The sequence below is a fragment of the Mesorhizobium sp. B3-2-1 genome (assembly GCF_006439515.1).
In the GTDB taxonomy this organism is placed as follows: Bacteria; Pseudomonadota; Alphaproteobacteria; order Rhizobiales; family Rhizobiaceae; genus Mesorhizobium.
This window is the reverse complement of the sequence record NZ_VFTI01000026.1, coordinates 69173-90684: the sequence shown is the minus strand read 5'-3', so window position 1 is coordinate 90684 and position 21512 is coordinate 69173. Positions and strand designations below refer to the sequence as shown.

The 21512-nt window shown below is 62.9% G+C and carries 21 protein-coding genes and 2 pseudogenes; 7 read left to right on the top strand and 16 right to left on the bottom strand.

Annotation, left to right across the window (positions count from 1 at the left end; genetic code table 11):
• Positions 1-11: 11 nt before the first annotated feature.
• The 5 genes from FJW08_RS24095 to FJW08_RS32515 all read right to left on the bottom strand — a co-directional run bounded on the left by FJW08_RS24095 (position 12) and on the right by FJW08_RS32515 (position 5248).
• Positions 12-821 carry an ABC transporter ATP-binding protein gene (locus tag FJW08_RS24095; RefSeq protein WP_140812573.1) on the bottom strand — a complete coding sequence of 270 codons (810 nt, stop codon included), beginning with the start codon at positions 819-821 and terminating at the stop codon, positions 12-14.
• A 109-nt stretch (positions 822-930) separates the two neighbouring features.
• Entirely contained in the window at positions 931-1956 is a 1026-nt protein-coding gene (locus tag FJW08_RS24090) for an ABC transporter substrate-binding protein (RefSeq protein ID WP_140761935.1), read from the bottom strand.
• A gap of 160 nt (positions 1957-2116) precedes the next feature.
• On the bottom strand, positions 2117-2899 hold the full coding sequence (gene dapB / locus FJW08_RS24085; protein ID WP_140812572.1) for a 4-hydroxy-tetrahydrodipicolinate reductase: 783 nt from the start codon (positions 2897-2899) through the stop codon (positions 2117-2119).
• Between the two features lie 9 nt (positions 2900-2908).
• Entirely contained in the window at positions 2909-5002 is a 2094-nt protein-coding gene (locus tag FJW08_RS24080; protein ID WP_140812571.1) for an ATP-dependent helicase, read from the bottom strand.
• Positions 5003-5074: 72 nt separating this feature from the next.
• Entirely contained in the window at positions 5075-5248 is a 174-nt protein-coding gene (locus FJW08_RS32515; protein WP_181183033.1) for a hypothetical protein, read from the bottom strand.
• A gap of 111 nt (positions 5249-5359) precedes the next feature.
• On the opposite strand from FJW08_RS32515, the gene FJW08_RS32510 reads away from it, so the two are divergent.
• The gene (locus FJW08_RS32510) at positions 5360-5710 is read left to right on the top strand and encodes a hypothetical protein (protein ID WP_181183032.1); all 351 of its coding nucleotides are present in this window, start codon (positions 5360-5362) and stop codon (positions 5708-5710) included.
• A gap of 185 nt (positions 5711-5895) precedes the next feature.
• Here the strand turns inward: FJW08_RS32510 and FJW08_RS24070 are convergent, their stop codons facing one another.
• From FJW08_RS24070 to FJW08_RS24060, 3 genes and pseudogenes are all read right to left on the bottom strand, one after another.
• Entirely contained in the window at positions 5896-7056 is a 1161-nt protein-coding gene (locus tag FJW08_RS24070; RefSeq protein WP_140812570.1) for a M20 aminoacylase family protein, read from the bottom strand.
• Positions 7049-7222 (bottom strand): annotated as a pseudogene (locus FJW08_RS33065) (Zn-dependent hydrolase); the annotation flags it as partial. The gene FJW08_RS24070 and the pseudogene FJW08_RS33065, both read right to left, overlap by 8 nt.
• 140 nt (positions 7223-7362) lie before the next feature.
• Positions 7363-8571 (bottom strand): diaminopropionate ammonia-lyase, encoded by a 1209-nt coding sequence (locus FJW08_RS24060; protein WP_140812568.1) that lies wholly within the window; start codon positions 8569-8571, stop codon positions 7363-7365.
• Between the two features lie 108 nt (positions 8572-8679).
• On the opposite strand from FJW08_RS24060, the gene FJW08_RS24055 reads away from it, so the two are divergent.
• Positions 8680-9159 carry an Lrp/AsnC family transcriptional regulator gene (locus FJW08_RS24055; protein ID WP_140812567.1) on the top strand — a complete coding sequence of 160 codons (480 nt, stop codon included), beginning with the start codon at positions 8680-8682 and terminating at the stop codon, positions 9157-9159.
• A 62-nt stretch (positions 9160-9221) separates the two neighbouring features.
• On the top strand, positions 9222-10364 hold the full coding sequence (locus tag FJW08_RS24050; protein ID WP_140812587.1) for an NAD(P)/FAD-dependent oxidoreductase: 1143 nt from the start codon (positions 9222-9224) through the stop codon (positions 10362-10364).
• Positions 10365-10429: 65 nt separating this feature from the next.
• Here the strand turns inward: FJW08_RS24050 and FJW08_RS24045 are convergent, their stop codons facing one another.
• Positions 10430-12550: a molybdopterin oxidoreductase family protein gene (locus FJW08_RS24045; protein WP_140812566.1), complete on the bottom strand. Its 2121-nt coding sequence runs from the start codon at positions 12548-12550 to the stop codon at positions 10430-10432.
• 396 nt (positions 12551-12946) lie between these two features.
• Between FJW08_RS24045 and FJW08_RS24035 the strand changes: the two genes are divergently transcribed.
• Positions 12947-13234 (top strand): addiction module antidote protein, encoded by a 288-nt coding sequence (locus FJW08_RS24035; protein ID WP_140812565.1) that lies wholly within the window; start codon positions 12947-12949, stop codon positions 13232-13234.
• Between the two features lie 45 nt (positions 13235-13279).
• On the opposite strand, the gene FJW08_RS24030 is transcribed toward FJW08_RS24035, so the two are convergent.
• The 5 genes from FJW08_RS24030 to FJW08_RS32505 all read right to left on the bottom strand — a co-directional run bounded on the left by FJW08_RS24030 (position 13280) and on the right by FJW08_RS32505 (position 17909).
• The gene (locus tag FJW08_RS24030) at positions 13280-15157 is read right to left on the bottom strand and encodes an ABC-F family ATP-binding cassette domain-containing protein (RefSeq protein ID WP_140812564.1); all 1878 of its coding nucleotides are present in this window, start codon (positions 15155-15157) and stop codon (positions 13280-13282) included.
• 136 nt (positions 15158-15293) lie between these two features.
• Positions 15294-15746, bottom strand: a complete 453-nt coding sequence (locus FJW08_RS24025; protein WP_140812586.1) for a MucR family transcriptional regulator — start codon at positions 15744-15746, stop codon at positions 15294-15296.
• Positions 15747-15907: 161 nt separating this feature from the next.
• On the bottom strand, positions 15908-16111 hold the full coding sequence (locus FJW08_RS24020; protein ID WP_140761962.1) for a hypothetical protein: 204 nt from the start codon (positions 16109-16111) through the stop codon (positions 15908-15910).
• Positions 16104-17030, bottom strand: a complete 927-nt coding sequence (locus FJW08_RS24015) for a DMT family transporter (RefSeq protein WP_140812563.1) — start codon at positions 17028-17030, stop codon at positions 16104-16106. Before FJW08_RS24015 ends, FJW08_RS24020 begins: the two co-directional genes overlap by 8 nt.
• 45 nt (positions 17031-17075) lie before the next feature.
• Complete coding sequence (locus FJW08_RS32505; protein WP_181178726.1) at positions 17076-17909, bottom strand: hypothetical protein; 834 nt, start codon at positions 17907-17909, stop codon at positions 17076-17078.
• 111 nt (positions 17910-18020) lie between these two features.
• Here FJW08_RS32505 and FJW08_RS24000 point away from each other — a divergent pair, with 111 nt between their 5' ends.
• Both FJW08_RS24000 and FJW08_RS23995 read left to right on the top strand, forming a co-directional pair.
• The gene (locus FJW08_RS24000; RefSeq protein ID WP_140761969.1) at positions 18021-18980 is read left to right on the top strand and encodes a LysR substrate-binding domain-containing protein; all 960 of its coding nucleotides are present in this window, start codon (positions 18021-18023) and stop codon (positions 18978-18980) included.
• Between the two features lie 93 nt (positions 18981-19073).
• Positions 19074-19637 carry a GNAT family protein gene (locus FJW08_RS23995; protein WP_246682528.1) on the top strand — a complete coding sequence of 188 codons (564 nt, stop codon included), beginning with the start codon at positions 19074-19076 and terminating at the stop codon, positions 19635-19637.
• 46 nt (positions 19638-19683) lie between these two features.
• On the opposite strand, the gene FJW08_RS23990 is transcribed toward FJW08_RS23995, so the two are convergent.
• Positions 19684-20196 (bottom strand): DinB family protein, encoded by a 513-nt coding sequence (locus FJW08_RS23990; RefSeq protein WP_140812561.1) that lies wholly within the window; start codon positions 20194-20196, stop codon positions 19684-19686.
• 66 nt (positions 20197-20262) lie between these two features.
• On the opposite strand from FJW08_RS23990, the pseudogene FJW08_RS23985 reads away from it, so the two are divergent.
• Positions 20263-20948 (top strand): annotated as a pseudogene (locus tag FJW08_RS23985) (glutathione S-transferase family protein).
• 81 nt (positions 20949-21029) lie between these two features.
• On the opposite strand, the gene FJW08_RS23980 reads toward FJW08_RS23985, so the two are convergent.
• Positions 21030-21302, bottom strand: a complete 273-nt coding sequence (locus FJW08_RS23980; protein WP_140812560.1) for a DUF2934 domain-containing protein — start codon at positions 21300-21302, stop codon at positions 21030-21032.
• Between the last annotated feature and the right edge of the window lie 210 nt (positions 21303-21512).

Below are 21512 nucleotides of genomic sequence, written 5' to 3'. Positions count from 1 at the left end.
TGTATCCTCCCTCACGCGGCAGCGCGGGCATAGCTGGTCTCGACCTCTTCCTTGAGATCGGCCCAGATGGTGCGCGAATAGTCGATGAAGCTTTGCTCGTAGCGGATGTCGGCGACGACGCGCGGGCGCGGCAGGTCGATCGTGTAGACCGACTTCACAGTCGCCGGCCCGGCGGTCAGCACGTAGACTTTGTCGGCCAGCGCTATTGCTTCCTCAAGGTCGTGGGTAACGAAAACGACCGAGGCCTTGGCTTCGGACCAAAGACGCAGCAGTTCCTCGTGCATGAGAACACGCGTCTGCACGTCGAGCGCGGAAAACGGCTCGTCCATCAGCAGAATCTCGGGGCCATTGATGAAGGTCTGCGCCAGTGCCACGCGCTTGCGCATGCCGCCGGAGAGCTGGTGCGGATAGTGATGTTCGAAGCGCGCCAGGCCGACGCGCGCAAGCCAGTCGCGCGCCGCCGCCATCGCGTCTGCCTTGGCCCTGCCACGGAAGAGCGGCCCGGCCATGACGTTCTCGATCACCGTGCGCCATGGAAACAGCGCGTCGCTTTGAAAGACGAAGCCGATGCGGGAATCGATGCCCTTGACGGGCGCGCCCATGACCCGGACCTCGCCCGCGCTTGGGCTCGCCAATCCGGTGACGAGGTTGAGGGTGGTGGACTTTCCGCAGCCGGTCGGGCCGACGACGGCGACGAATTCGCCCCGCTCTACGGTCATGGTGAATTCACGGATCGCGGTCAGCGACTTGCCGGTTGGTGACAGGAAGCGGCGGCTGACATTGATCAGCTCGATTGCCGGTGCGCTTTTTTCTTGTGCCATGCTGGGCTAACTCCGGGTTCGAACGAAGAACCGCCATCGGCCAGGGCCGCTGGACATGGAAAACCAGACGATTGCCGGCACGATGCGGTGCATCGCGCCGGCAGACGGGTTACTTCGCGTTCTTGACGAATTCCGTCGTGTAGGTTTTCGACAGATCGATCTGCTTGCCTTGCAGTTCCTTCTTGAAGGCCGACAGCACAGTCAGCACCGTCTCGGGGCCGCCCTCGGGCATTGTGCCGTCGGCGGTGAACATCGCCTTGCCGGCATCGAGGGCCTTCACATAACCTTCCTTGTCGCCGACGTAGTAGTCCTTCGGCATCTTGTCGGCGATTTCAGCGCCGCTATGGGTATTGATGAATTTCTGCGTCTTGACGAAAGCATTGGCCAGCTTCTGCACCACATCCTTGTGGGCCTCGACCCAATCTGTCTGCATGTAGAGAGAGGCGGCCGGGTACGTGCCGCCGAGCGCGGCTTTGGTGCCTTCTATCGTACGCATGTCGATAAGGACTTTGGCTTCACCCGTCTTGAGCAGCCGGGTGATGGTCGGTTCGGTCGTCATACCCGCCTGGATCTTGTCCTGTTGCATCGCGGCGATGAACGTATCGCCGGCGCCGACGGGGATCGAGGTGAATTCACCCAGCTTCAAGCCGTTCTTCACGGCAAGGTATTCCGTCAGGAAGTTTGTCGAGGAGCCGAGACCGGTGACACCAAGGTTCATGCCCTTGAAATCGGCCGGCGACTTGATTTCGGGATGCTTCGTCGAAACCAGTTCGACCTCGCCGGGCGCCTGGCTGAACTGGACAATGGACTCGACGAATTTGCCTTTGGCCTGCAGGTCGATGCAATGATCGTAGAAGCCGACAACGCCTTGCACGGCGCCGGCCAGCATTTCGTTTTCGGCGTCGACGCCGGCCGGTTCGTTCAGCAACTCGACGTCGAGGCCCTCGTCCTTGAAATAGCCCAGGGCTTCGGTGAGCTTGGCGGGCAGATAGATCTGCTTTTCATAGCCACCCACCATGATGGAAATCTTTTCGTCGGCCGCCGATGCCACCGTAGCGCCTGTGGCGCCCGTGGCGGTGATGGCAAGCGTCAAGGCGGCGGTGCGCAAGGCACGCTTCGAGATGAAACCGGTCACAAAACTTCCTCCATTTAGGCGACGCGCTGTGAAGCCGCGCCGCATTCCTCCCTCGCCGACCGTCGTGGGCCGGACATGCGGTGACACCGCAAAACTGTCATGACATGCCCAAGCTTTCAGCTGGCTTTCAGCCGCGAGGCAAAAAAATCGGTTCGCAGCGTCACGACCGAGCGCTCTGCCCCAGCACATCGCCCATGTCGTATTCGCCGGGGGCACGGCCTGCCACCCAGAGTGCTGCGGCGATGGCGCCACGCGCGAACATGATGCGGTCGCCAGCCGCATGCGACACGGTGACGGTCTCGCCCTCGGCGCAGAAGCTGACGCTGTGCTCGCCGACGATGCTGCCGCCGCGCGCCACCGCGAAGCCGATCTCGCCAGCCGGCCGCGCGCCGGTGACGCCGTCACGGACGCGCCTGGCAACCGTGTCCAGTTCGACGCCGCGTCCACCGGCAACGGCTTGCCCCAGCATCAGCGCCGTGCCCGACGGCGCATCGACCTTGTGGCGATGATGCGCCTCGAAAATCTCGGCATCCCAGTCTTGCGGGCCGAGTGCCCGCGCTGCCCGCCCGACCAATCCGACCAGCATGTTGAGCCCAAGCGAGAAGCTGCCGGACCGCACGATGGCGACGGTCTCAGCGGCGGCCGCGATGGTGGCCAACTCGGCGGCATCGAAACCCGTCGAGCCAATCACCAGCGCTGGACCGCCGCGCTCGCCACAGAAGCCGGCCAGATCGACGGAGGCGGCCGGCGTGGTGAAGTCGATGACCACGTCGGCCACGGCAAGTGCCTCGTCGCGGCTCACCAGCCCATCGCCGACACTGCCTAGCCGGTGAAAGCGGGCGGCAAGCGCCAGACGCGCATCGGCCCGCACGGCGTCCGCCATCTGGCGGCCCATGCGGCCGAGCGCGCCAGCGATGGCGATCCTGATCGGGGGCTGCGACATCGGCTCCCGCTATTTCCACATGCCGCGCATGCGCGCGCCGATGTCGACGCGCACCTCCGGCCGTTGTGCCCTGCCCTGCGCCGCTTGCGCGGCCGGCCACGAAAGCTGCTGGAACGCGGCAAGGATGGAGGGCGGGATGAAACGGGTGCGCGAGGCATAGAGATGACGGTCGCCGCGCGCCGCCTGGCCGTGCGGAAAGAAGCGCTGCGGCATGACCAGGTTGAGGCTGTCCTTGGCTCGTGTCATCGCCACGTAGAGCAGCCGGCGCTCCTCCTCGATATCCTCCTTGGTGCCGACGCCGAGATCTGCCGGGATGCACCCGTCGACCGTGTTGAGCACGAAGACGTTCTTCCACTCTTGCCCCTTGGCCGAGTGGATGGTGGACAGGATCAGATAGTCCTCGTCGCGATGCGGCGGCCCGGCCTGGTCGCTGGTTGCGTCCGGCGGGTCGAGCGTCAGCTCGGTCAGGAAGCGTTCGCGCGAGGCATAGCCCGACCCGATCTGCTCGAGTTGCAGCAGATCCGCCCGGCGCGTGATCGCATCCTCGTGGATGCGCTCCAGATGCGGTTCGTACCACAGCCTGACCTGTTCGAGATCGGCTGGCCATTTGGCGCCGGCCCGCAAGCCGGAATAGAGCGAGACAAAACCCGGCCAGTCGTCCGCGGCGCGCTGCGGCGGACGCCAGCCGGCCAGGCCCATCGCCTCGTCCAGCGCCGACGTCATGGCTTCGACGATCTGCGCGGCGGCCGAAGGGCCGATGCCCGGCAAAAGCTGCAGCACGCGAAAACCGGCGACACGGTCGCGCGGATTTTCGGCAAAGCGCAGCACTGCCAGCACGTCCTTGACATGGGCCGCATCAAGGAATTTCAGGCCACCGAACTTGACGAAGGGAATGTTGCGCCGCGTCAGCTCTATCTCCAGCGGCCCGCTGTGGTGCGAGGCGCGAAACAGCACCGCCTGTGACTTCAGCGCGGTACCGGCCTCGCGCTCCGCCAGGATGGTGTCGCAGACGAAGTTGGCTTGCTCGACCTCGTCACGAACGGTCACAAGTCTTGGCTTGTCGGCGGATTTGCGTTCCGACCACAGGTTCTTGGTGAAGCGCTCCGAGGCTTCGCCGATGACCGCATTGGCGGCCGCCAGAATGGTCTCGGTCGAGCGGTAATTACGCTCCAGCATCACCACATCGGCGGTCCGGGCGAACTGCTTTGGAAAATCGAGGATGTTGCGCACCTCAGCGGCGCGGAACGAATAGATCGACTGCGCGTCGTCGCCGACCACGGTCAGCCCGGCGCCGTCGGGTTTCAGCGCAAGCAGGATCGACGCCTGCAGCCGGTTGGTGTCCTGGTATTCGTCGACCAGCACATGGTCGAAACGCCCGCCCAGATGCGTGGCGATTTCAGGCTCGGCCGTCATCTGCGCCCAGTAGAGCAGCAGATCGTCGTAATCGAGCACGTTCTGCGCCTGCTTGGCCTCGACATAGCCCGCAAACAGCTGCTTGAGCTGTTCTGCCCAGCCGGCGCACCAGGGGAAGGCAGACCCCAGCACCTCACCGAGCGGCGCCTGCGCGTTGACGGCGCGAGAATAGATGGCAAGGCAGGTGCCTTTGGTTGGAAAGCGCGCTTCCGTCCTGGAGAAACCGAGTTCGTGGCGCACGAGATTCATCAGATCGGCGGAATCCTCGCGATCATGGATGGTGAAGGCCGGATCGAGACCGATCTCCAGTGCATAATCGCGCAACAGCCGCGCACCGATACCATGAAAAGTGCCGGCCCAGGTCAGCGCATCCGTGATCACCGCGGCATCGCGACCGAGCACCTCGCCGGCGATGCGCTCGACGCGCCTGGCCATTTCGGATGCGGCGCGCCGCGAAAACGTCATCAGCAGGATGCGGCGCGGGTCGGCTCCCTTGACGATCAGATGCGCGACGCGGTGCGCCAGCGTGTTGGTCTTGCCCGAGCCGGCGCCGGCAATGACCAGCAGCGGCCCCGCGATCTTGCCGTCGCCATGTTCGACGGCCTGGCGCTGGGCGTCGTTCAGCCGGGCGAGATAGGCTGGCTGGACGGTCTGTTCCAAAAAGGTCGAATCATGGGCGGCGAGGTTCATCGCCCATCAAGCATCGTTTCCGCTTTGTTCGCAACAGAGAAGCAACGCCGCCAGTTCGGCGAGACAGGAAGGTCAGCGCTTAGGGTCAACGCCCATCGACGCGGACTGCCGGCGCAGCGCCTCGCGATCGTTTGCGGGCGCCGGCAGCAAGAGCGGATCGACACTGTCGGGTACCTCGTCGATCATCTTGCGGGCGAGACGGTAAGCGACAAAGGCCAGCGTGCCAACCAGAAGCAAGCGGATCATTTGGGCGGTCCTCCTTCGCTGGGTCAACCTGAGGCTGGTCGTTTTGTTCCCTCGGCGCAATCGCCGCAATCAAACCGGCACCGCTTCGTTCCGAGGTTGAAGGAGGTGGCGATGAAAAAAGCTGGGAACGATCCTCGCGCTGGTGTCCAGCGCAAGACGATAGCGCCTTCAACGCATTTCCGCGATGCATTCCTCGAGGCGCTCGAGGCGGAACTTGGCATTGCGCAATTCGTGGCCTGCGTCCTGGCGCAACTGTCGTGTCTGGGCCGAGGCAGCGGTCAAGTTTTGTTCGAGTTCAGTGATCCGCGCGCGCACCTGTTGCGCTTCATCCTGACGCAACGCCTTTATCCAGCTCCGCCCGCGCATCCACGCACCCGCAGCACACCAAAAGCCTGCCGCAGTCATGGCAGCAAAACCCTAACCTCCGCCAAGCGCGAGCATTCTAAATTTAACGAAAGCTAATTTAGCGCAAAGAAGAAGGCCGGCGCCGCTTGGGAGGTAGTCTGATAGCGCCGGCCAGGCGGATATCAGGTCCGCCGCGCGAGGGAGGCTAGCTGAGTCTTGCCGCTGCGTCATGCGAGATCAAGGATTTCAGCCTTTCCCGGGCGTTTTCCCCCCGTAAAATGCCGCGAAAAGGGCCCGAGGGTTCAGGTCCCAAGCCGCTGCCTGGCGATGGCGACATGGAAATTGACGCCGAATAACAGCCCGTCATCGTTGAAGTCGTAGCTGGAATTGTGAAGCGGTGCCGAGGCCTCGCCATTGCCGAGGAAGACGAAGCAGCCCGGCACGTGGTCGAGGAAGCGGGCGAAATCCTCCGACGCCGTCATCGGCTCGCGGGCGACCGCGATATTGCCGGGCTCGAACACGGTCCCGGCGGCCGCGAAGGCTGCTTCGACCAGTTCGGCATCGTTGCGCAAAGGCACGAATTCCCTGGTGTAGTTGACTTCGGCGGCAACATTGTAGGCGGCAGCGATGCCTTCGGCGATAATGCGCATCTGGCGTTCGATTTCGGCGCTGACCTCGGGGCGGAAACTGCGCGCGTCGCCAAGGATTCGGGCAAGGCCCGGCAGTGCGTTGCGGGTGCCGTCGGTGACCAGTTCGGTCACCGAAACCACGGAAATGTCAGCCGGGCTCAGCCGGCGCGAGACGATGGTCTGCAGGCTGGTGACCAGCGCACAGGCGGCAACCAGCGTTTCCTGACCCGAATGCGGCCGCGCAGCGTGGCCGCCCACCCCCCTGAGCACGATCTCGAAGATATCTTCGGCCGACATGACCGGGCCGGCGCGGGTTTCGAAATGCCCGACGGGCGGGCCCGGCATGTTGTGCAGGCCAAATATCTCGTCGAAGGGAAAGCGCTGCATCAGGCCATCGTCGAGCATCGCCAACGCGCCTTTTCCCCATTCCTCCGCCGGCTGGAAGATGAAACGCACGGTGCCGTCGAAACCGCCCTCCCCGGCCAGGAGCCTGGCGGCACCCAGCAGCATCGCCGTATGGCCGTCATGGCCGCAGGCATGCATGAGACCGGGATTGCCGGAGCGGTATGGTGCGGTCGATTGCTCCGATATGCGCAGTGCATCCATGTCGGCCCGCAGTGCGATGGCGCGGTTGCCGCTGCCGCGCTTCAAAGTGCCGACGACGCCGGTGCCGCCGACACCCTCGGCGACATCATCCAGGCCGAACTCGCGCAGCTTGGCCGCGACGAAGGCCGCGGTGCGCTTCTCCTCGAAGCCGAATTCGGGGTGCGCGTGCAGATCGCGCCGCCATCCGGTCATCTCCAGCTTCAGCGCATCGCGATCGATTTCAGCCATTGCCTGACATCTCCTGATCCGCAAGGCGGGCGACGACATCAAGCAGGATGTTGGCGCCGGCGACAAGCTCGGCATCGGCGGTATGTTCGCGCGGATTGTGGCTGATGCCGCCGGCGCTCGGCACGAAAATGATCGCCGCGGGCGCGAGGCGCGCCATAATGGCCTCGCGCAGCCAGCCGACAAAGCGGTCGCGACCCAGCCTGTCGGCGTGGGAGGCGGCCAGCCGCACCAGCCTGCCCTCGCCGTCACGACCGATGCCGCCGAGCTCGCGGATGCGGCCAAGCAACCTTTGTGCGTCGATCGAGGTCATGGCTTTGCTCCAGAGAGCACCTTGCCGGCAAGCACATCCGCCGGATTCATGCCGACGAGTTCGGCATAGCGGCGGGGATCGGTCGCGCCTTCGGTGTTGACGACCAGCACGCGCGAAGCGGCGTCGAGGCCAAGCTCGGCCCTGTGACCGGCCATCGCCCGGATCAGGCCGGCAAGACCGACCCCGCCGCTTTCACCGGCGACGATGGCCGGATCGTTGCCGGTGGGGCGGGCCAACCGACGCATCACGGCGACGGCGTCGTCCTCGTCGACGGTCATGAAGGCATCGGCGGCGCGTGCCAGCACCCGCCAGGCGACCGGCGAGGCCTCGTAGCATTCGAGCATCGCCATGACCGTCGCCTCGCCATGCTCGATCTTGACCGGATGCCCGGCCTTGGCGGCGCCGAAGACGCAGGCGGCACGGGCGGGTTCCACCACCGTGAAAACCGGCCGGGTTTCACCAAGCACGATGGCGAGATGGCCGGCGATCGCGGCCGCGATGCCGCCGACGCCTGCCTGCACGAAGACATGGGTCGGTGGTTCCCGGAGCTGGCGCAACGCCTCGCGCACGATCGCCGTGTAGCCCTGCATGACGAGGCCCGGAATGCGTTCGTAGCCCGGCCATGAGGTATCGGAAACCACCGTCCAGCCTTTCTCGGCAGCGGTCTGCGCGGCCTGCCTGACCGAATCGTCGTAATTGCCGTCGACGCGGATCATCTCTGCCCCATAGCGAGCGATGGCCGCGACGCGTTCGTCGCTGACGCCGGCATGGACAAAGATCACCGCCTTGGCGCCTACGAGCCCGGCGCCTTGCGCGACGGATCGCCCGTGATTGCCGTCGGTGGCGCAAGCAACCGTCATGGTAGCCGCAACCGACCGGACTTCGGGCCGATCGAGATCGCCGACGTCGACGCGGCGGCCGAGCCGCTTGCCGGCCTCCTCCAGGACCAGGCGGAAAACCGCATAGGCGCCGCCCAACGCCTTGAAGCTGCCGAGGCCGAGCCGAAAGCCCTCATCCTTGACGTGCAAGGCAGCGAGACCGAGTTCGCCCGCCAGCGCCGGCAGCGCGTGCAGCGGCGTCGTCATATGATTGTCACGGCGGGCAAGGAAACGCTCGACCGTGTCCGCCCCGGCAATGCCGAGGGTTTCGGCATCGGCCGCGTCCAGCGGCCGGCGATGCAAGGCATTGCGATTGGTCAGGAACATTGACGGTCTCTCCTCGGCATTATCCGAGAGAAGATATTGCAGGATACACGCAAAAGGCGCTGTAATTCGGCGCCTGGAATGCAAGTTTGTTTCACTAGGGATACGCCAGTGCCTCAGCCGTCAGCCTCACTCGACAGCTTCGATCTCGCCATCCTTGCCATTTTGCAGCGGGACAGCACGACGCCGCAGCGGCTGATCGGCGAGGCGGTGAACCTGTCGGCGCCTGCCGTGCAGCGCCGCATCAAGCGCATGGAGCAGACCGGCGTCATCGCCGGCAATGTCGCCATTGTCGAGCCGGCGGCCGTCGGTCAGCCCATCACCATCTTCGTCGAGGTCGAGCTGGAAAGCGAACGCACCGAACTGATCGATACGGCCAAGCGGCAATTCTCGGCGGAGCCGCAAGTGCAGCAATGCTATTATGTCACCGGCGAAAGCGACTTCATCCTCATCATCACCGTAGCCGACATGGGTGCCTACGAGGCGCTGACGCGAAGACTGTTCTTCGGCAGCAACAATGTGCGGAAGTTCCGCACCTTCGTCGCCATGGACCGCGTCAAGGTCGGGTTGACGGTGCCGTTGCCTGGATGAGCCGGTGGCACCCTTGGCACGTCTCTGACATTCTGGATCTCGAATTGGCGGTGGAGGCGCGCATAGACGAAACCACGAAAGTCGCGATCATCGGTGCCGGGCCGGCGGGCCTGGCGGTTGGCGCGTGCCTGCGGCAAGTCGGGCTGGATTTCGCCATACTCGAAAAGGAGCAGCAGGCCGCGCCAGCCTGGCGACGTTACTACGACCGCGTGCATCTGCATACGACCAAGCGTTACTCCTCGCTGCCCTTCGTTCCCTTCCCCGGGGCTTATCCGCGCTATGTGCCGCGCCATCTCGTGGTCGAGTATCTCGAAGCGTATGCAAAGCGTTTCGACCTCGAGCCCCGCTTCGGCGAAACGGTGCGGGCGGTCGCCCGGGAGGGCCGCGGCTGGTGGGTGGAATCGACGTCCGGCGCCTTACGCGCTTCGCATGTGGTGATTGCGTCCGACTACAATGCCGAGCCCTTGCAGCCCAAATTCGCAGGCATGGACGCCTTCAAGGGCAAGACGCTGCACAGCGCCGACTATCGCAACGCCACGCCTTTTGCCGGCCAATCGGTGCTGGTCGTCGGCATGGGCAACACCGGTGCGGAGATTGCACTCGATCTTGCGGAAGGCGGCGCCCGGCCGACGATCTCGGTGCGCGGCGGCGTCCACATCGTGCCGCGCGAACTGTTCGGCGTGCCGATCCAGGTGGTCGGCATGGCGACGCGGCTCGGGCCGCAGCGCATCAATGACGCCCTGTTCCCCGTCATCCTCGATCTGGTGCTGGGAAGGCTGGAGAAATTTGGGCTCAGACGGCCGAAGCAAGGACTGCTGCAGCAGATCGCGCTTGCATCGCGCATTCCGGTGATCGATGTCGGCACCATCGGCAAGATCCGCGAAGGCGCGATCAAGGTGGCGCCCGACATCGCCGAAATCTCGGAACGCGGCGCCCGTTTTACGGACGGCAGGGACAGCGAATTCGACGCCATCCTCTTCGCCACCGGTTACCGGCCGGGCTATGCCAGGTTCCTCGAACCCGGCATCGAGCCGGGACCCAGCGGCGTCAATGCCCGCGCTTCGGATCTCGGCCTCTATCTGGTCGGCTTTCACAACGCGGTCACCGGGCTGCTGCGTGAAATCGGCATCGAAGCCCAGGCGGTCGCCGACGATATCCGCCAGCGGCAAAACAGGAAGAAGGCGGCCGAAACCCTGCCGGTGTGAAACCAGGCCGCGCTCTCGATCCGCCGCGGACGATGTCCTGAGGATCATGCCGACGATCGACGACGCTAGGCCGCCAGCTCACCCGCCTTGCGCAGCCAGACCTTGTTGTCGTGGAAGGCAGCGCCGCCATAGGGTGCGGGCGCATCGGCTCCCGTGAGCACATTGATGCCTTCGCCGCGCTCATGCGCGCTGTTCGGCCAGATGCCTTCGGCGATCACGACGCCGCGCTTGATGCCGTCGAACAATCTGGCGTGCAGCACCACCTCGCCGCGCATGTTGCCGATCTCGATACGGTCGCCGTCGGCAAGCTCGAGAGCCGCCGCGTCATCGGGATGCAGCAGGAGTTCCGGGCGGCCCTCCTTGGCCTTCGACACCGGTGTCTCGGAAAAAGTCGAGTTGAGGAAGTTGCGCGCCGGCGAGGTCGTCAGCCGGAACGGATGCGCCTCGTCAGCCACCTCGATCAGGTCGACATGATCGGGAAATTCGGGCAATCGCGCCACCGGGCCGAACAGACCCATGCTCTTCGGCGGCCGGTTGGGAGCCGCTTGCCCGGTCCAGTCGGCGCGGAAGCGGAATTTGCCGTCCGCATGGCCAAAGCCCCGGATGAAATGCGCCGTCTCGAAATCCGGCTGCAGGTCAACCCATTTCGCTTCCTTCAAGGAGTCGAAGCTGCCCAGCCCGCGCTTGCCTAGAATGATGTCGATATGCTGCTGCTCGGTGAGGCCGAAGCCCGGCCTGTCGGCGACGCCAAGTCGCTCGGCCAGTTGCTCGATGACGAAATGGTTGGTGCGCGGCCCTTGCGGCGGCTCGATCAGCTTGGGGCCAAGCGTGATGTGCTGGTTGCCGCCGCCCTTGTAGATGTCGTCATGCTCGACGAACATCGTCGCCGGCAGCACGACATCGGCAAGCTTGGCCGTGTCGGTCATGAACTGCTCGTGCACGCAGGTAAACAAATCGTCACGCAGGAAACCCTGCTTCACCAGCCGCTGCTCGGGCGCGACGTTCACTGGATTGGTGTTCTGGATCAGCATCGCCGTCACCGGCGGTCCGCCATAAAGTGCGTCGCTGGCGCCGGTCAGCACCGGGCCGATGCGCGAATGGTCGAGATAGCGGATCGAGGGATCACGCATCCCCGTGCCTTCCAGCACATCCTGATTGAGCTTGAAGATGCCGGAATTGGAATGGAAGGCGCCGCCGCCCTCATACTGCCAGGCGCCGGTGACGGTGGCGATGCAGGACGCCGCATGCATGTTGACGGCGCCGTTGCGCTGCCGCGCAAAGCCATAGCCGAGGCGGAAATAGGTTTTCTTGGTCGTGCCGACCAATCGCGCGAAGGCTTCGATCTCGGCAACGCCAAGGCCAGTGATAGCAGAGGCCCATTCCGGCGTGCGCGTCAGCAAATGCGCTTCCAGCCCGTGCGGGTCGTCGGTATATTTTGCGAGATAATCGCGATCGGCCATGCCCTCGCGAAACAGCACATGCATCACCGCGCAGGCCAGCGCGCCGTCGGTGCCTGGCCTCAGCACCAGGCCCATGTCGGCCTGTTTCATGGTCGCGTTTTCGTAGACGTCGATGACGACTATTTTCGCGCCGCGCTCCTTGCGCGCCTTGATGGCGTGGGTCATGACATTGACTTGCGTGACCACTGCATTGGTGCCCCAGATCACGACGCAGTCGGATTTGCCCATCTCGCGCGGATCCGGTCCGCGTAGCGCGCCTGCCCCCATCATCCACCCGGTCCAGGCGAGGTTGGTGCAGATCGAGCCGAAGAAGCCTGAGTATTTCTTGGCGTGGCGCAGCCGGTCGATGCCGTCGCGCTGCACCAGCCCCATCGTGCCGGCATAGTAGTAAGGCCAGACCGTCTCCGAGCCATACTTTTCCTCGGCCGAGATGAACTTTTCGGCGACGAGGTCGAGTGCGGCCTCCCAGCTTGATTCCTGCCAAACGCCCTCGCCCTTGGCGCCCTTGCGCACCAGCGGCTTCAGCAACCGGTCGGGATGATGGACGCGGTCGGCATAGCGGGCGACCTTGGCGCAGACGACACCCGATGTATAGCTGTTGGCCTTGGCACCATGGACGCGGCCAATGCGGTTGCCATCGAGCAGTTCGACCTCGAGCGCGCAGGTCGACGGGCAATCATGCGGACAGGCCGAATGGCCGATGCGGAGGTTCGCGTGCTGGTTCATGGATCCTGTTTAGCGGCTTTGGAGGCTGAGGTGTAGGGCCAGATGAATGCGAGCAAAGAGCCTTGACGGACCGTAGTTTAAAAACTACATCACACTGATGTTCGAGCTGAAACAGACGGAGACTTTTCGCAAATGGCGAATGAAGCTCAAAGATGAACGTGCACGCGCATTGATCGCCTCGCGCCTGGACCGCGTTGCTTTCGGTCATGCGGGATGCCGAACCCGTCGGGGACGGAACCAGTGAAATTGCGCATCCACTACGGTCCAGGCTACCGCATCTACTACCGCAAGCACGGCAATATACGGTGCTGATATTGCTGTGCGGTGGAGACAAAGGCAGTCAAACGAAGGACATAAAAACAGCAAAACGCCTTTCGGGCGATTGGAGTGAATGACATGCCTGAAAAATTGAGTGCGTACGACCCCGCCGAGGACCTCAATTCCGATGAGGCCATTGCCATCTTCATGACAGAAGCGTTCGAGACCGAAGACAGCGGGTATATCGCGCATGCGCTCGGCGTGGTGGCTCGCGCCAAAGGCATGACGCAGATTGCCAAGCAGACGGGATTATCGCGCGAACAGCTCTATCGATCCTTCAGCAGCGATGGCAACCCGACATTGAAGACCACGATCGCCGTGATGAATGCCCTGGGAATGCAGTTGACCACAAGGCCACATCCCTGACGCCAAGCGCGGCGCAATCTCACCGCAGGAGGAGTGACGAGCACCCTACTCCGCCGTGCCTTCCTCGTACTCCGCCGACATGGTCAGCCATTTTTCCTCGTGGCCGGCCAGCGTCTGGGCAAGCTGCGAGCGTTCCTTGGCGAGCCTGGTCGCCGTCGACGGATCCTTCTCATAGACCGCCGGGTTGGACAGTTCGTCCTCGATGCCATCGATGCGCTTGCGGATGCGGTCCATCAGCGCCTCGGTGGCGCGGATTTCCTTGGCCAGCGGTTCGAAGGCGGCACGGCGCGCGGCTGCATCGCGGCGGCGGTCGGCCTTTGACGCCTTGTCGGCCTCGCGCTTGCCGCGGCGGTCGCCGGAGACGCCGGTGACCAGCGTCTTGTAGTCTTCGAGATCCCCGTCATAGGGATTGACCGCGCCATCCTTGACCAGCCATAGCCGGTCCGCGGTCGCCTCGAGCAGATGGCGGTCGTGCGAGATCAGGATGACGGCGCCGGGGAATTCATTGAGTGCGTGGATCAGCGATTCACGGCTGTCGATGTCGAGATGGTTGGTCGGCTCGTCGAGGATGAACAGGTTCGGCCCCTCGAAAGCGGACAGACCCATCAACAGCCGCGCCTTCTCGCCACCGGACAGGTCCTTGGCGGGCGTATTCATTTTCTCGGTCGTGAGACCGAACTGGGCGACGCGGCCACGCACTTTCGATTCCGGCGCCTCGGGCATCATCCGGCGGACATGCTCATAGGCATTTTCCTCGGGACGCAGATCGTCGAGCTGGTGCTGGGCAAAGATCGCCACCTTCAACCCGGGCGCCACCGTCATGATGCCGGTCTCCTGCTTCAGACGACCCGAAAGGAGTTTGGCGAACGTCGACTTGCCGTTGCCATTGGCGCCAAGCAGCGCGATGCGGTCGTCGGCGTCGATGCGCAGCGTCATCTTCTTCAGGATCGGCTGACCCTCGGTATAGCCGACATTGACGTTGTTCAGCGCAACGATCGGCGAGGCCACCGTCTTCACCGGTTCGGGGAAAGAGAACGGCCGTACGGTGTCGTTGACGATGGCCGAGATCGGCTTCATCTTTTCCAGCGCCTTGATGCGCGACTGAGCCTGTCTTGCCTTGGAGGCCTTTGCGCGAAAACGCTCGACGAAGGATTCCATGTGCTTGCGGGCGGCCTCCTGCTTGACCCGGCCCTTTTCCTGCAATTCCTTCTGCTCGGTGTACTGGCGCTCGAACTGGTCGTAGCCGCCGCGCCAGAACGTCAGCTTCTTCTGGTCGAGGTGAACGATCGAATTGACGGCGCGGTTGAGCAGATCGCGGTCGTGCGAGATCAGAAGCACCGTGTGCGGATACTTCGACACATAGTTTTCCAGCCACAGCGTGCCTTCGAGGTCGAGATAGTTGGTCGGCTCGTCCAGCAGCAGGAGATCCGGCTCGGAAAACAGCACGGCGGCCAACGCCACGCGCATGCGCCAGCCGCCGGAGAAGGACGAGGCCGGACGCCGCTGCGCGGCGTCGTCGAACCCAAGACCGGCTAGGATGGTGGCCGCGCGGGACTCGGCCGAATGGGCGTCGATGTCGGCCAGCCGCATATGGATGTCGGCGATGCGGTGTGGATCGGTGGCGGTCTTTTCTTCTTCGAGCAGCGCGGTGCGCTCGAGGTCCGCCTTGAGCACGATCTCGATCAGCGGGTCCTCGGTTCCAGGCGCTTCCTGCGCCACCTGGCCGATGCGCGTATTCTTCGGCAGGCTGATCGAGCCGGTCTCGGAGGGAAAATCGCCTGTTATGGCCTTGAACAGCGTCGTCTTGCCGGTGCCGTTGCGGCCGACGAGGCCGGCCTTGGTGCCGGCCGGCAAGGTGAGCGAGGCATGGTCGAGGAGCAAGCGCCCCGCCATGCGGAGCGAGAGGTCATTGATGATAAGCATGGCCGCGCTTTTGCACTGGACATCAACGCTTCGCAAGACCTTGCGGGCCAGTTGACCGCACAAGGCCTGGAAACGGCGCACATAATGCGCCGCCAGAGCAGCCGATCAGCGGCCTGCCATACCGGCCAGCAAGGCCTCAGGCAATGGCCTTGCCACGCTTTGTCGCCTTGGCCGCGACTGCCGGCGCGGCGGCCGGCTTGCGGCCAAGTCCAGTCGATTTCGCCAACGCCGACCGGGTCGCCGAGTAATTCGGGGCGACCATCGGATAGTCCGGTGGCAAGCCCCATTTGGCCCGATAGTCGTCCGGGCTCAAACCGTAGTCTGTCCTGAGGTGTCGCTTGAGCGACTTGAACTTCTTTCCGTCCTCCAGGCAGATGATGTAGTCGGGAAATACCGACTTTTTCGGATTTACAGCCGGAACCAGGCTCGGGCTTTCTACGACGGCCGCGCCAGCCAGCTTTCGGACCGAGGCGCTGACGCTGGCAATCAGGTCAGGCAGGCCGGAAGCCGGAAGCGGATTGTTGCCTACATAGGCCGAGACAATATCGGCGGTTAGCTCGATAACGATCTTATCCTCGATATTTGACAATTCTTTCACCCTATTTCCGACAAAGTCATCTACCCCAGTGAAGACTTTTGTCTATGTATCTTTTTAACCGCGTCCCCCAACGGGCCGCCAAGTCCCAAAACGAATCAAGACTTGACGTCAACTATCTTTATGGGAAATCGACGTCGCGCAAATTAGAAAATCTAATACTTGGAAGTGGCAGACTTGGTTGTCCGACCATCCGCCAATATCTCAAGAATACGCTTCCAGCGGGCACAACGCCCGAAATCCTTCTGCTCAATCGCCTTTTCGGCCTTCATCGCGGCGTAAAGCGGTGCCTCGGCGCCGAATTCCTTGATGAGCCAATGCGCTTCCTGCCTGGCGAGACGTTCATTGTCGTCAAACATAGTCTTGCGCCTCCGAACGCTCCAGGCCGACCGCGACACAACTGCCGATCACGAGGATGGCGCCGGCAATGGCGGTCGTCGTAAGCCGTTCACCGGACAAGGTCAGCAGCAGCGTCGAGGCAATCGGCGTGAGATAGGCGACGACAGCGACCTTGCCGCTGCCTCCGAGCTTCAAGGCGCGCGACCAGAAGTAGTAACCCAGCCCCATCGGGCCGGCGCCGAGATAGAGCCCGAGGGCGAGATCCACCCCGGTAGGCCATGCGACGCCTTCGCGAGCGGACCATATGAGCGTCAAGGCGACGCCAACCAGCGACGAGGGCAGCAACAGGCGGTCCGGCGAAGTGGTGAGCCGTCCCACCATCACCGAATAGAACGCCATGCACAGCGCAGACCCGAATGCGGCCAAATAACCGGCGAGGTCACCCTGGAACCAGGTGCGGTCACGTCCTCCCGAAATCACCAGCGCGACGCCGACGAACCCAAGGGCCGCGGCAAGGCCCAGCAAAACCGGACGCCGGGGATTGTCGAAGGCAATCACTGCCGCGGCAACCATCAAAGGCCAGGTGTAGGCCACGAGATTGGCTTCGATCACCGGCATCGAGGCAAAGGCGACATATTGCAGCACCATGGTGCCGACCAGACCGATAAGACCGACCGCGAGCGGCACCAGCGCGGTATTCGCCGTGACTGCCGCGGCTTTCTCGCCGCTTCTTAACCGGATCACCGCGAAAACCAGGGCAGCCCCTACAAATTGCAGGAACTGCACCTGCGACACCGGGTGACCGGCCAGCAGGGATTTGCCGACCAGCGCATTTGTCGACCACAACGCCACCGCGCCGGTGGCGAAGACCAGCGCGGATATCGAGCCTGATCCATGCCGAAAGAATTGGCATTGGGCTCTATGTCTGCGTTCGACCATGATCCCGTCCGAAAACCGGTTCCCACTTTTCGGGATCATGGGTCGCTACCATGATTCCCTGGCTCCGCCCGGAACCGCCGCTTCGGCGGGGGCCGGCGTCGGATGTTCCGCCTCGAACCGGCGATAGGCCGGCAGCTGGTTGGTCCACACATCTTCGGCCAGTTCGTTAACCCACTCGCGGTCGTGATCGTTGTCGGCGGCAAGATAGAACATCCTGTTGTCGTCGACATAGGGCTTGGCCACGGAGCGCTGGTTGAGCACCAGCGTGACGCGCTCGCCGAACTGGATCGGCGCCGTGCGATGCAGGACGCCGAGGAACTGCCCGAGCGTCGCGTAGTTCATCTTGTGATCGATGCGCATGATGCGGTTGCGCGGAATCTCGCGGCCGGATTCGAGAATGGCGCGGCCGGTCTCGGAATCGTCGCAATAAATTTCGAGATGGCCGCCGACCAGCGGATCGCTGATCGACAGCGGAATAAGCTCGGTGACCGGAACGCCGTCGCAATGCCATTCGACGGCGCCATCCCTGGGATTCATGAAGGTAACGGTCGAACCGACGATCGACAGCGGATAGGGCTCCAGCTGCGTGCCCATCATGTCGGACAGCCGCTCCAGGCGCAACTTGTCGTTCAGCAACTCCTTGATTTCCGGAATGAAACGGTCGGCGCCGGTGATGAAGGTCAGATCGAGGTGCTTATGCACGGCATGGCTGGCCTTGAGCTTCAGGGCGGCCTCCTCGATCGCGGCAAGCAGTGCCGGATCATAGCCATGCAGATACTGCGCAACGCCGAAGCTCGACACTTTCCAGGCGGTTTCGTGGCCGATAATGGCCTCGCGGCTCATCGCATAGCGCAATTCGGGTACGGTATGTGCGTTCATTGTACTTCTCCAAGTGGGGGGCAAACACTTGGTTAACAGTCGATTAAATTAGCACCCCCTGTAAAATTAGGAATGCTAGTGCTACCGTAAGCCAAGCTTAAGGTCGAAACCGTGCGTCTGCTCAGTCAGGTCAACCTCAATTCGCTGAAAATCGTGGAGAGTGCTGCGAGGCACGGCAATTTCACGCGAGCCGGCGAAGAACAGTTCATCACCGCTTCGGCGGTCAGCCAGCGCGTCAAGAGCCTGGAGGACCAGCTGCGCTTCAAGATTTTCCAGCGCGGCGGCAATGCGGTGTCGCTGACACCGGAGGGCGAGACCTATGTCTCGCGCGTTCGCGAGGCACTGGAGCGGATCGTCGCCGCCAGCATGGAAGCGACCGGGCAATCACAGGAACATGTGCTGAAGATATCCGTACTGCCGACATTTGCCGCGCGCTGGCTGTTTCCGCGCCTGCCACTCTTTCAGCAGCAACATCCCGATATCGTGATGCGGGTTTCGACCTCGTACGCGACGCATGAATTCACGACTTCGGAATTCGATCTCGAAATCCGCTATGGCGACGGCCACTTCAACGGGCTGCCATCCGACCTGCTGTTTCGGGAAGACCTGACGCCGGTGTGCAGCCGCAAGCTGTTCCATGAAGTTCTCGGCGACAAGCCGCTATCAAAGGTCACACCGGACGACCTCAAGCACTTCACGCTGCTGCATTCCGACACCTGCACCCAGAACTGGCAATCCTGGCTTGGTTTCGCTGGCGCCAGCTTCGTGCTCAGCGAGACCAAAAGCATCTATTTCGACTCGTGCATGATGTCCTACGAGGCGGCCAACTCCGGAATGGGTTTTGCCGTTGCCAACCGCGCCTATATGGCCAGCGATATCCGCGCCGAAAAGCTGGTCGCTCCCTTTGCCGTTCATCATCCGAACACGGCCGGTTGGTACTTTGTCTCGCCCCACAAGAGCTTTGCCGCACGCAAGGTGCTGCTGTTCAAGCAATGGGTGATGGCGGAAGCGGCCATGACGCAACGCCAGTTGGACAGCGAAATCACCGACTTGGCTTCCGAGGCTGTCTGAAATTCGGACTGGTCCTCATTTGCCGCTCGATGACCGCAGGCGAGAGAAATTGGGAATCATCGACTAATGGGCGTCCAATCCAGGCAACCCGCCTTGGTCGGGGATATCGTTGAACTCAGGCCCCTTCAGCCGGAGCATTCCGCAGCGCTTTTGAGCGCGGCCGCGGATGGCGAGCTATGGAACCTGAAGGCCACCGTGGTTCCTGGGCCAGGCGCGATCAATGGCTATATTGCCAACGCCCTGGCTGGACGACAGGCTGGGACCGCCATGCCATACGCAATCGTTCTGCGCGCCACGGGCTTGATTTGCGGTAGTACGCGGTTCTGGAAAATCGATCGCGCGAACAGAAAGTTGGAGATTGGGCACACGTGGCTCAGCAGTTCGGTCCAGCGATCGGCGGTCAACACCGAGGCTAAATACCTTCTCCTGTTCCATGCATTTGAGGTCATGGACTGTGTTCGCGTGCAATTCACCACCGACGAACTCAACGACGCGTCGAGAGCGGCCATTTTAAGAATAGGGGCGAAACAGGAAGGAATCATTCGCAACGAACGGATCATGCCGGACGGCCGGAAACGCAATTCCGTCCGGTTCAGCATCATCGATTCCGAGTGGCCGGACGTGAAGGCGATGCTGCGGCAAAAAATGCGGCGATAGTCGGCGCGAGCTGTTCGCCTTCGAATTTAGAACTAAACCATATGGATCAGGCGAAGGCCCTGCCCTCCTCGGTCCGCTGAAAATGCGCCAGATCGAGCGGCACGGAAGGGCGGCCCAGAACCGTCAGGATCATATGCGCCTGGCCGCGGTGATGGGTCTGGTGGTTGAAGACATGAGCCAGCGCGGGCGCCAGGCGTTGCGAGACGGTGCGCATGTCCGATACGGTCATATAAGTGAAACGACCCGATAGCGCCTTGTCGTTCAAGCCGCCGAGCCAGTCGATGATGCGCCGGTCCTCGGCCTCGCGCGCTGTCCTCAGGACAGGCAAAGCCCGGTACAATATGGCGTCCAATGTCGTCGGCGCGGCGCCTTCGCCGGTGAAACGCTTCATCCAGATGCGATCGGCGACGAGCAGGTGGTTGAGCGTGCCCATCAGCGAGCCGAAGAAGGCGCCGACGTCGCGGTTGAATTCCTCATCGTTGAGATCGTCGGCGGCATCGTAGATGCGGCCATTGGCCCATTGATTGTAAGCCGCAAACATCATGAAGTGCTGTTTCATCTTTTCTCCGGCCGCGCCCGTTTCGGTTCGGGAGCGATACCTAGACCGCAAAGGGACCCAACGCCAATGACCATTCTGCTTTATGATCTCGTCGGGCGTGACGAGGGCCGTCCGTTCATTGCTGGAAGGCAACGATGGCGCTGGCCCATAAGGGACTTGATATCTCGACCGCGCCGACGCGTTTTCTCGAAGTGCCTGCCATTGAAGGCGGCGTCTCAAAAACCGTTCCGGTCATCCGCGATGGCGACAAGGTCATCACCGATTCCTTCGCCATCGCGCTCTATCTCGATGAGGCCTATCCGGATCGCCCGACGCTGTTTGGCGGCGAAGGCGGCAAGGCGATGGCGCGCTTCATCGAGCGCTGGTCGCAATTGACCATCCACCCCTATGTCACCACCGCGGCGCTCGTTGACCTTCATGCCATGCAAGACGAGGAGAACGCCTCCTATTTCCGCCAGAGCCGGGAGCAGCGCTTCGGCAAGCGGCTGGAGGACGTCGTCGCCGCACGCGACGCCGGCCTGGCAACCTTCCGGGCAGCGCTGGAGCCGCTGCGCTCCATGTTGAGCTACCAGCCGTTCATCGGCGGCGCCTCGCCGCTGTTTACCGACTATATCGTTTTCGGCGCACTGCAATGGGCACGCATCGCATCGCCATACAAGTTGCTCGAAGACAACGACGCTGTGGCGCAGTGGTTCACCCGCTGCCTCGACCTGCATGGCGGGCTGGGACGAAAGGTTTCCGCGGCAGCCTGACCGGCGCGGCGACCTGCCTGCCGGCAAGGCAGTTCGAGCGCCGTCAACCTGTTGCGAAAATCAGCGGTGGAACAGTTGGGCCTATTTGGCGGCCTTCTTTGGCTTGCCGGCCTTCGGCTTGCTGGCTTTCGAGGCGGTCTTTTCTTCCTTGGGCGCGGCCTTTGCTTTGCCGGCGCCAGATGCCTTCTTGGCTGGCTTCTTGTCCGCCGACGGCTTCCCCGCGTCCTCCCGATCGACGTCGGCCGCCGCCTGGTGCCAGTGGCGTTCGTGGTGACCGGCCGGTTGCCCTTCCTCCTGCCAGATCTGATGTGCACGGTTGCGAATGCGCTCCTGACGATCGTCTGCCATGGTCATTTTGTCTCCATTCGGGCCGACTTCAGCGCGGCGCCGACCGAGCGACTATAGCAAGCAAACCGTTGCTTTACAGCCGTCTGATCTCGCTTCCCCGGCGCCGATCAGCCACGGAAGCACGCACCTTCCGACCCCTCGCCATCGCTCCGGACATTCATCGCTCGAAAAGCCAAGCAATCGGCTTTCTGCCCGCTTGGCGGCCGTTCCTCACCC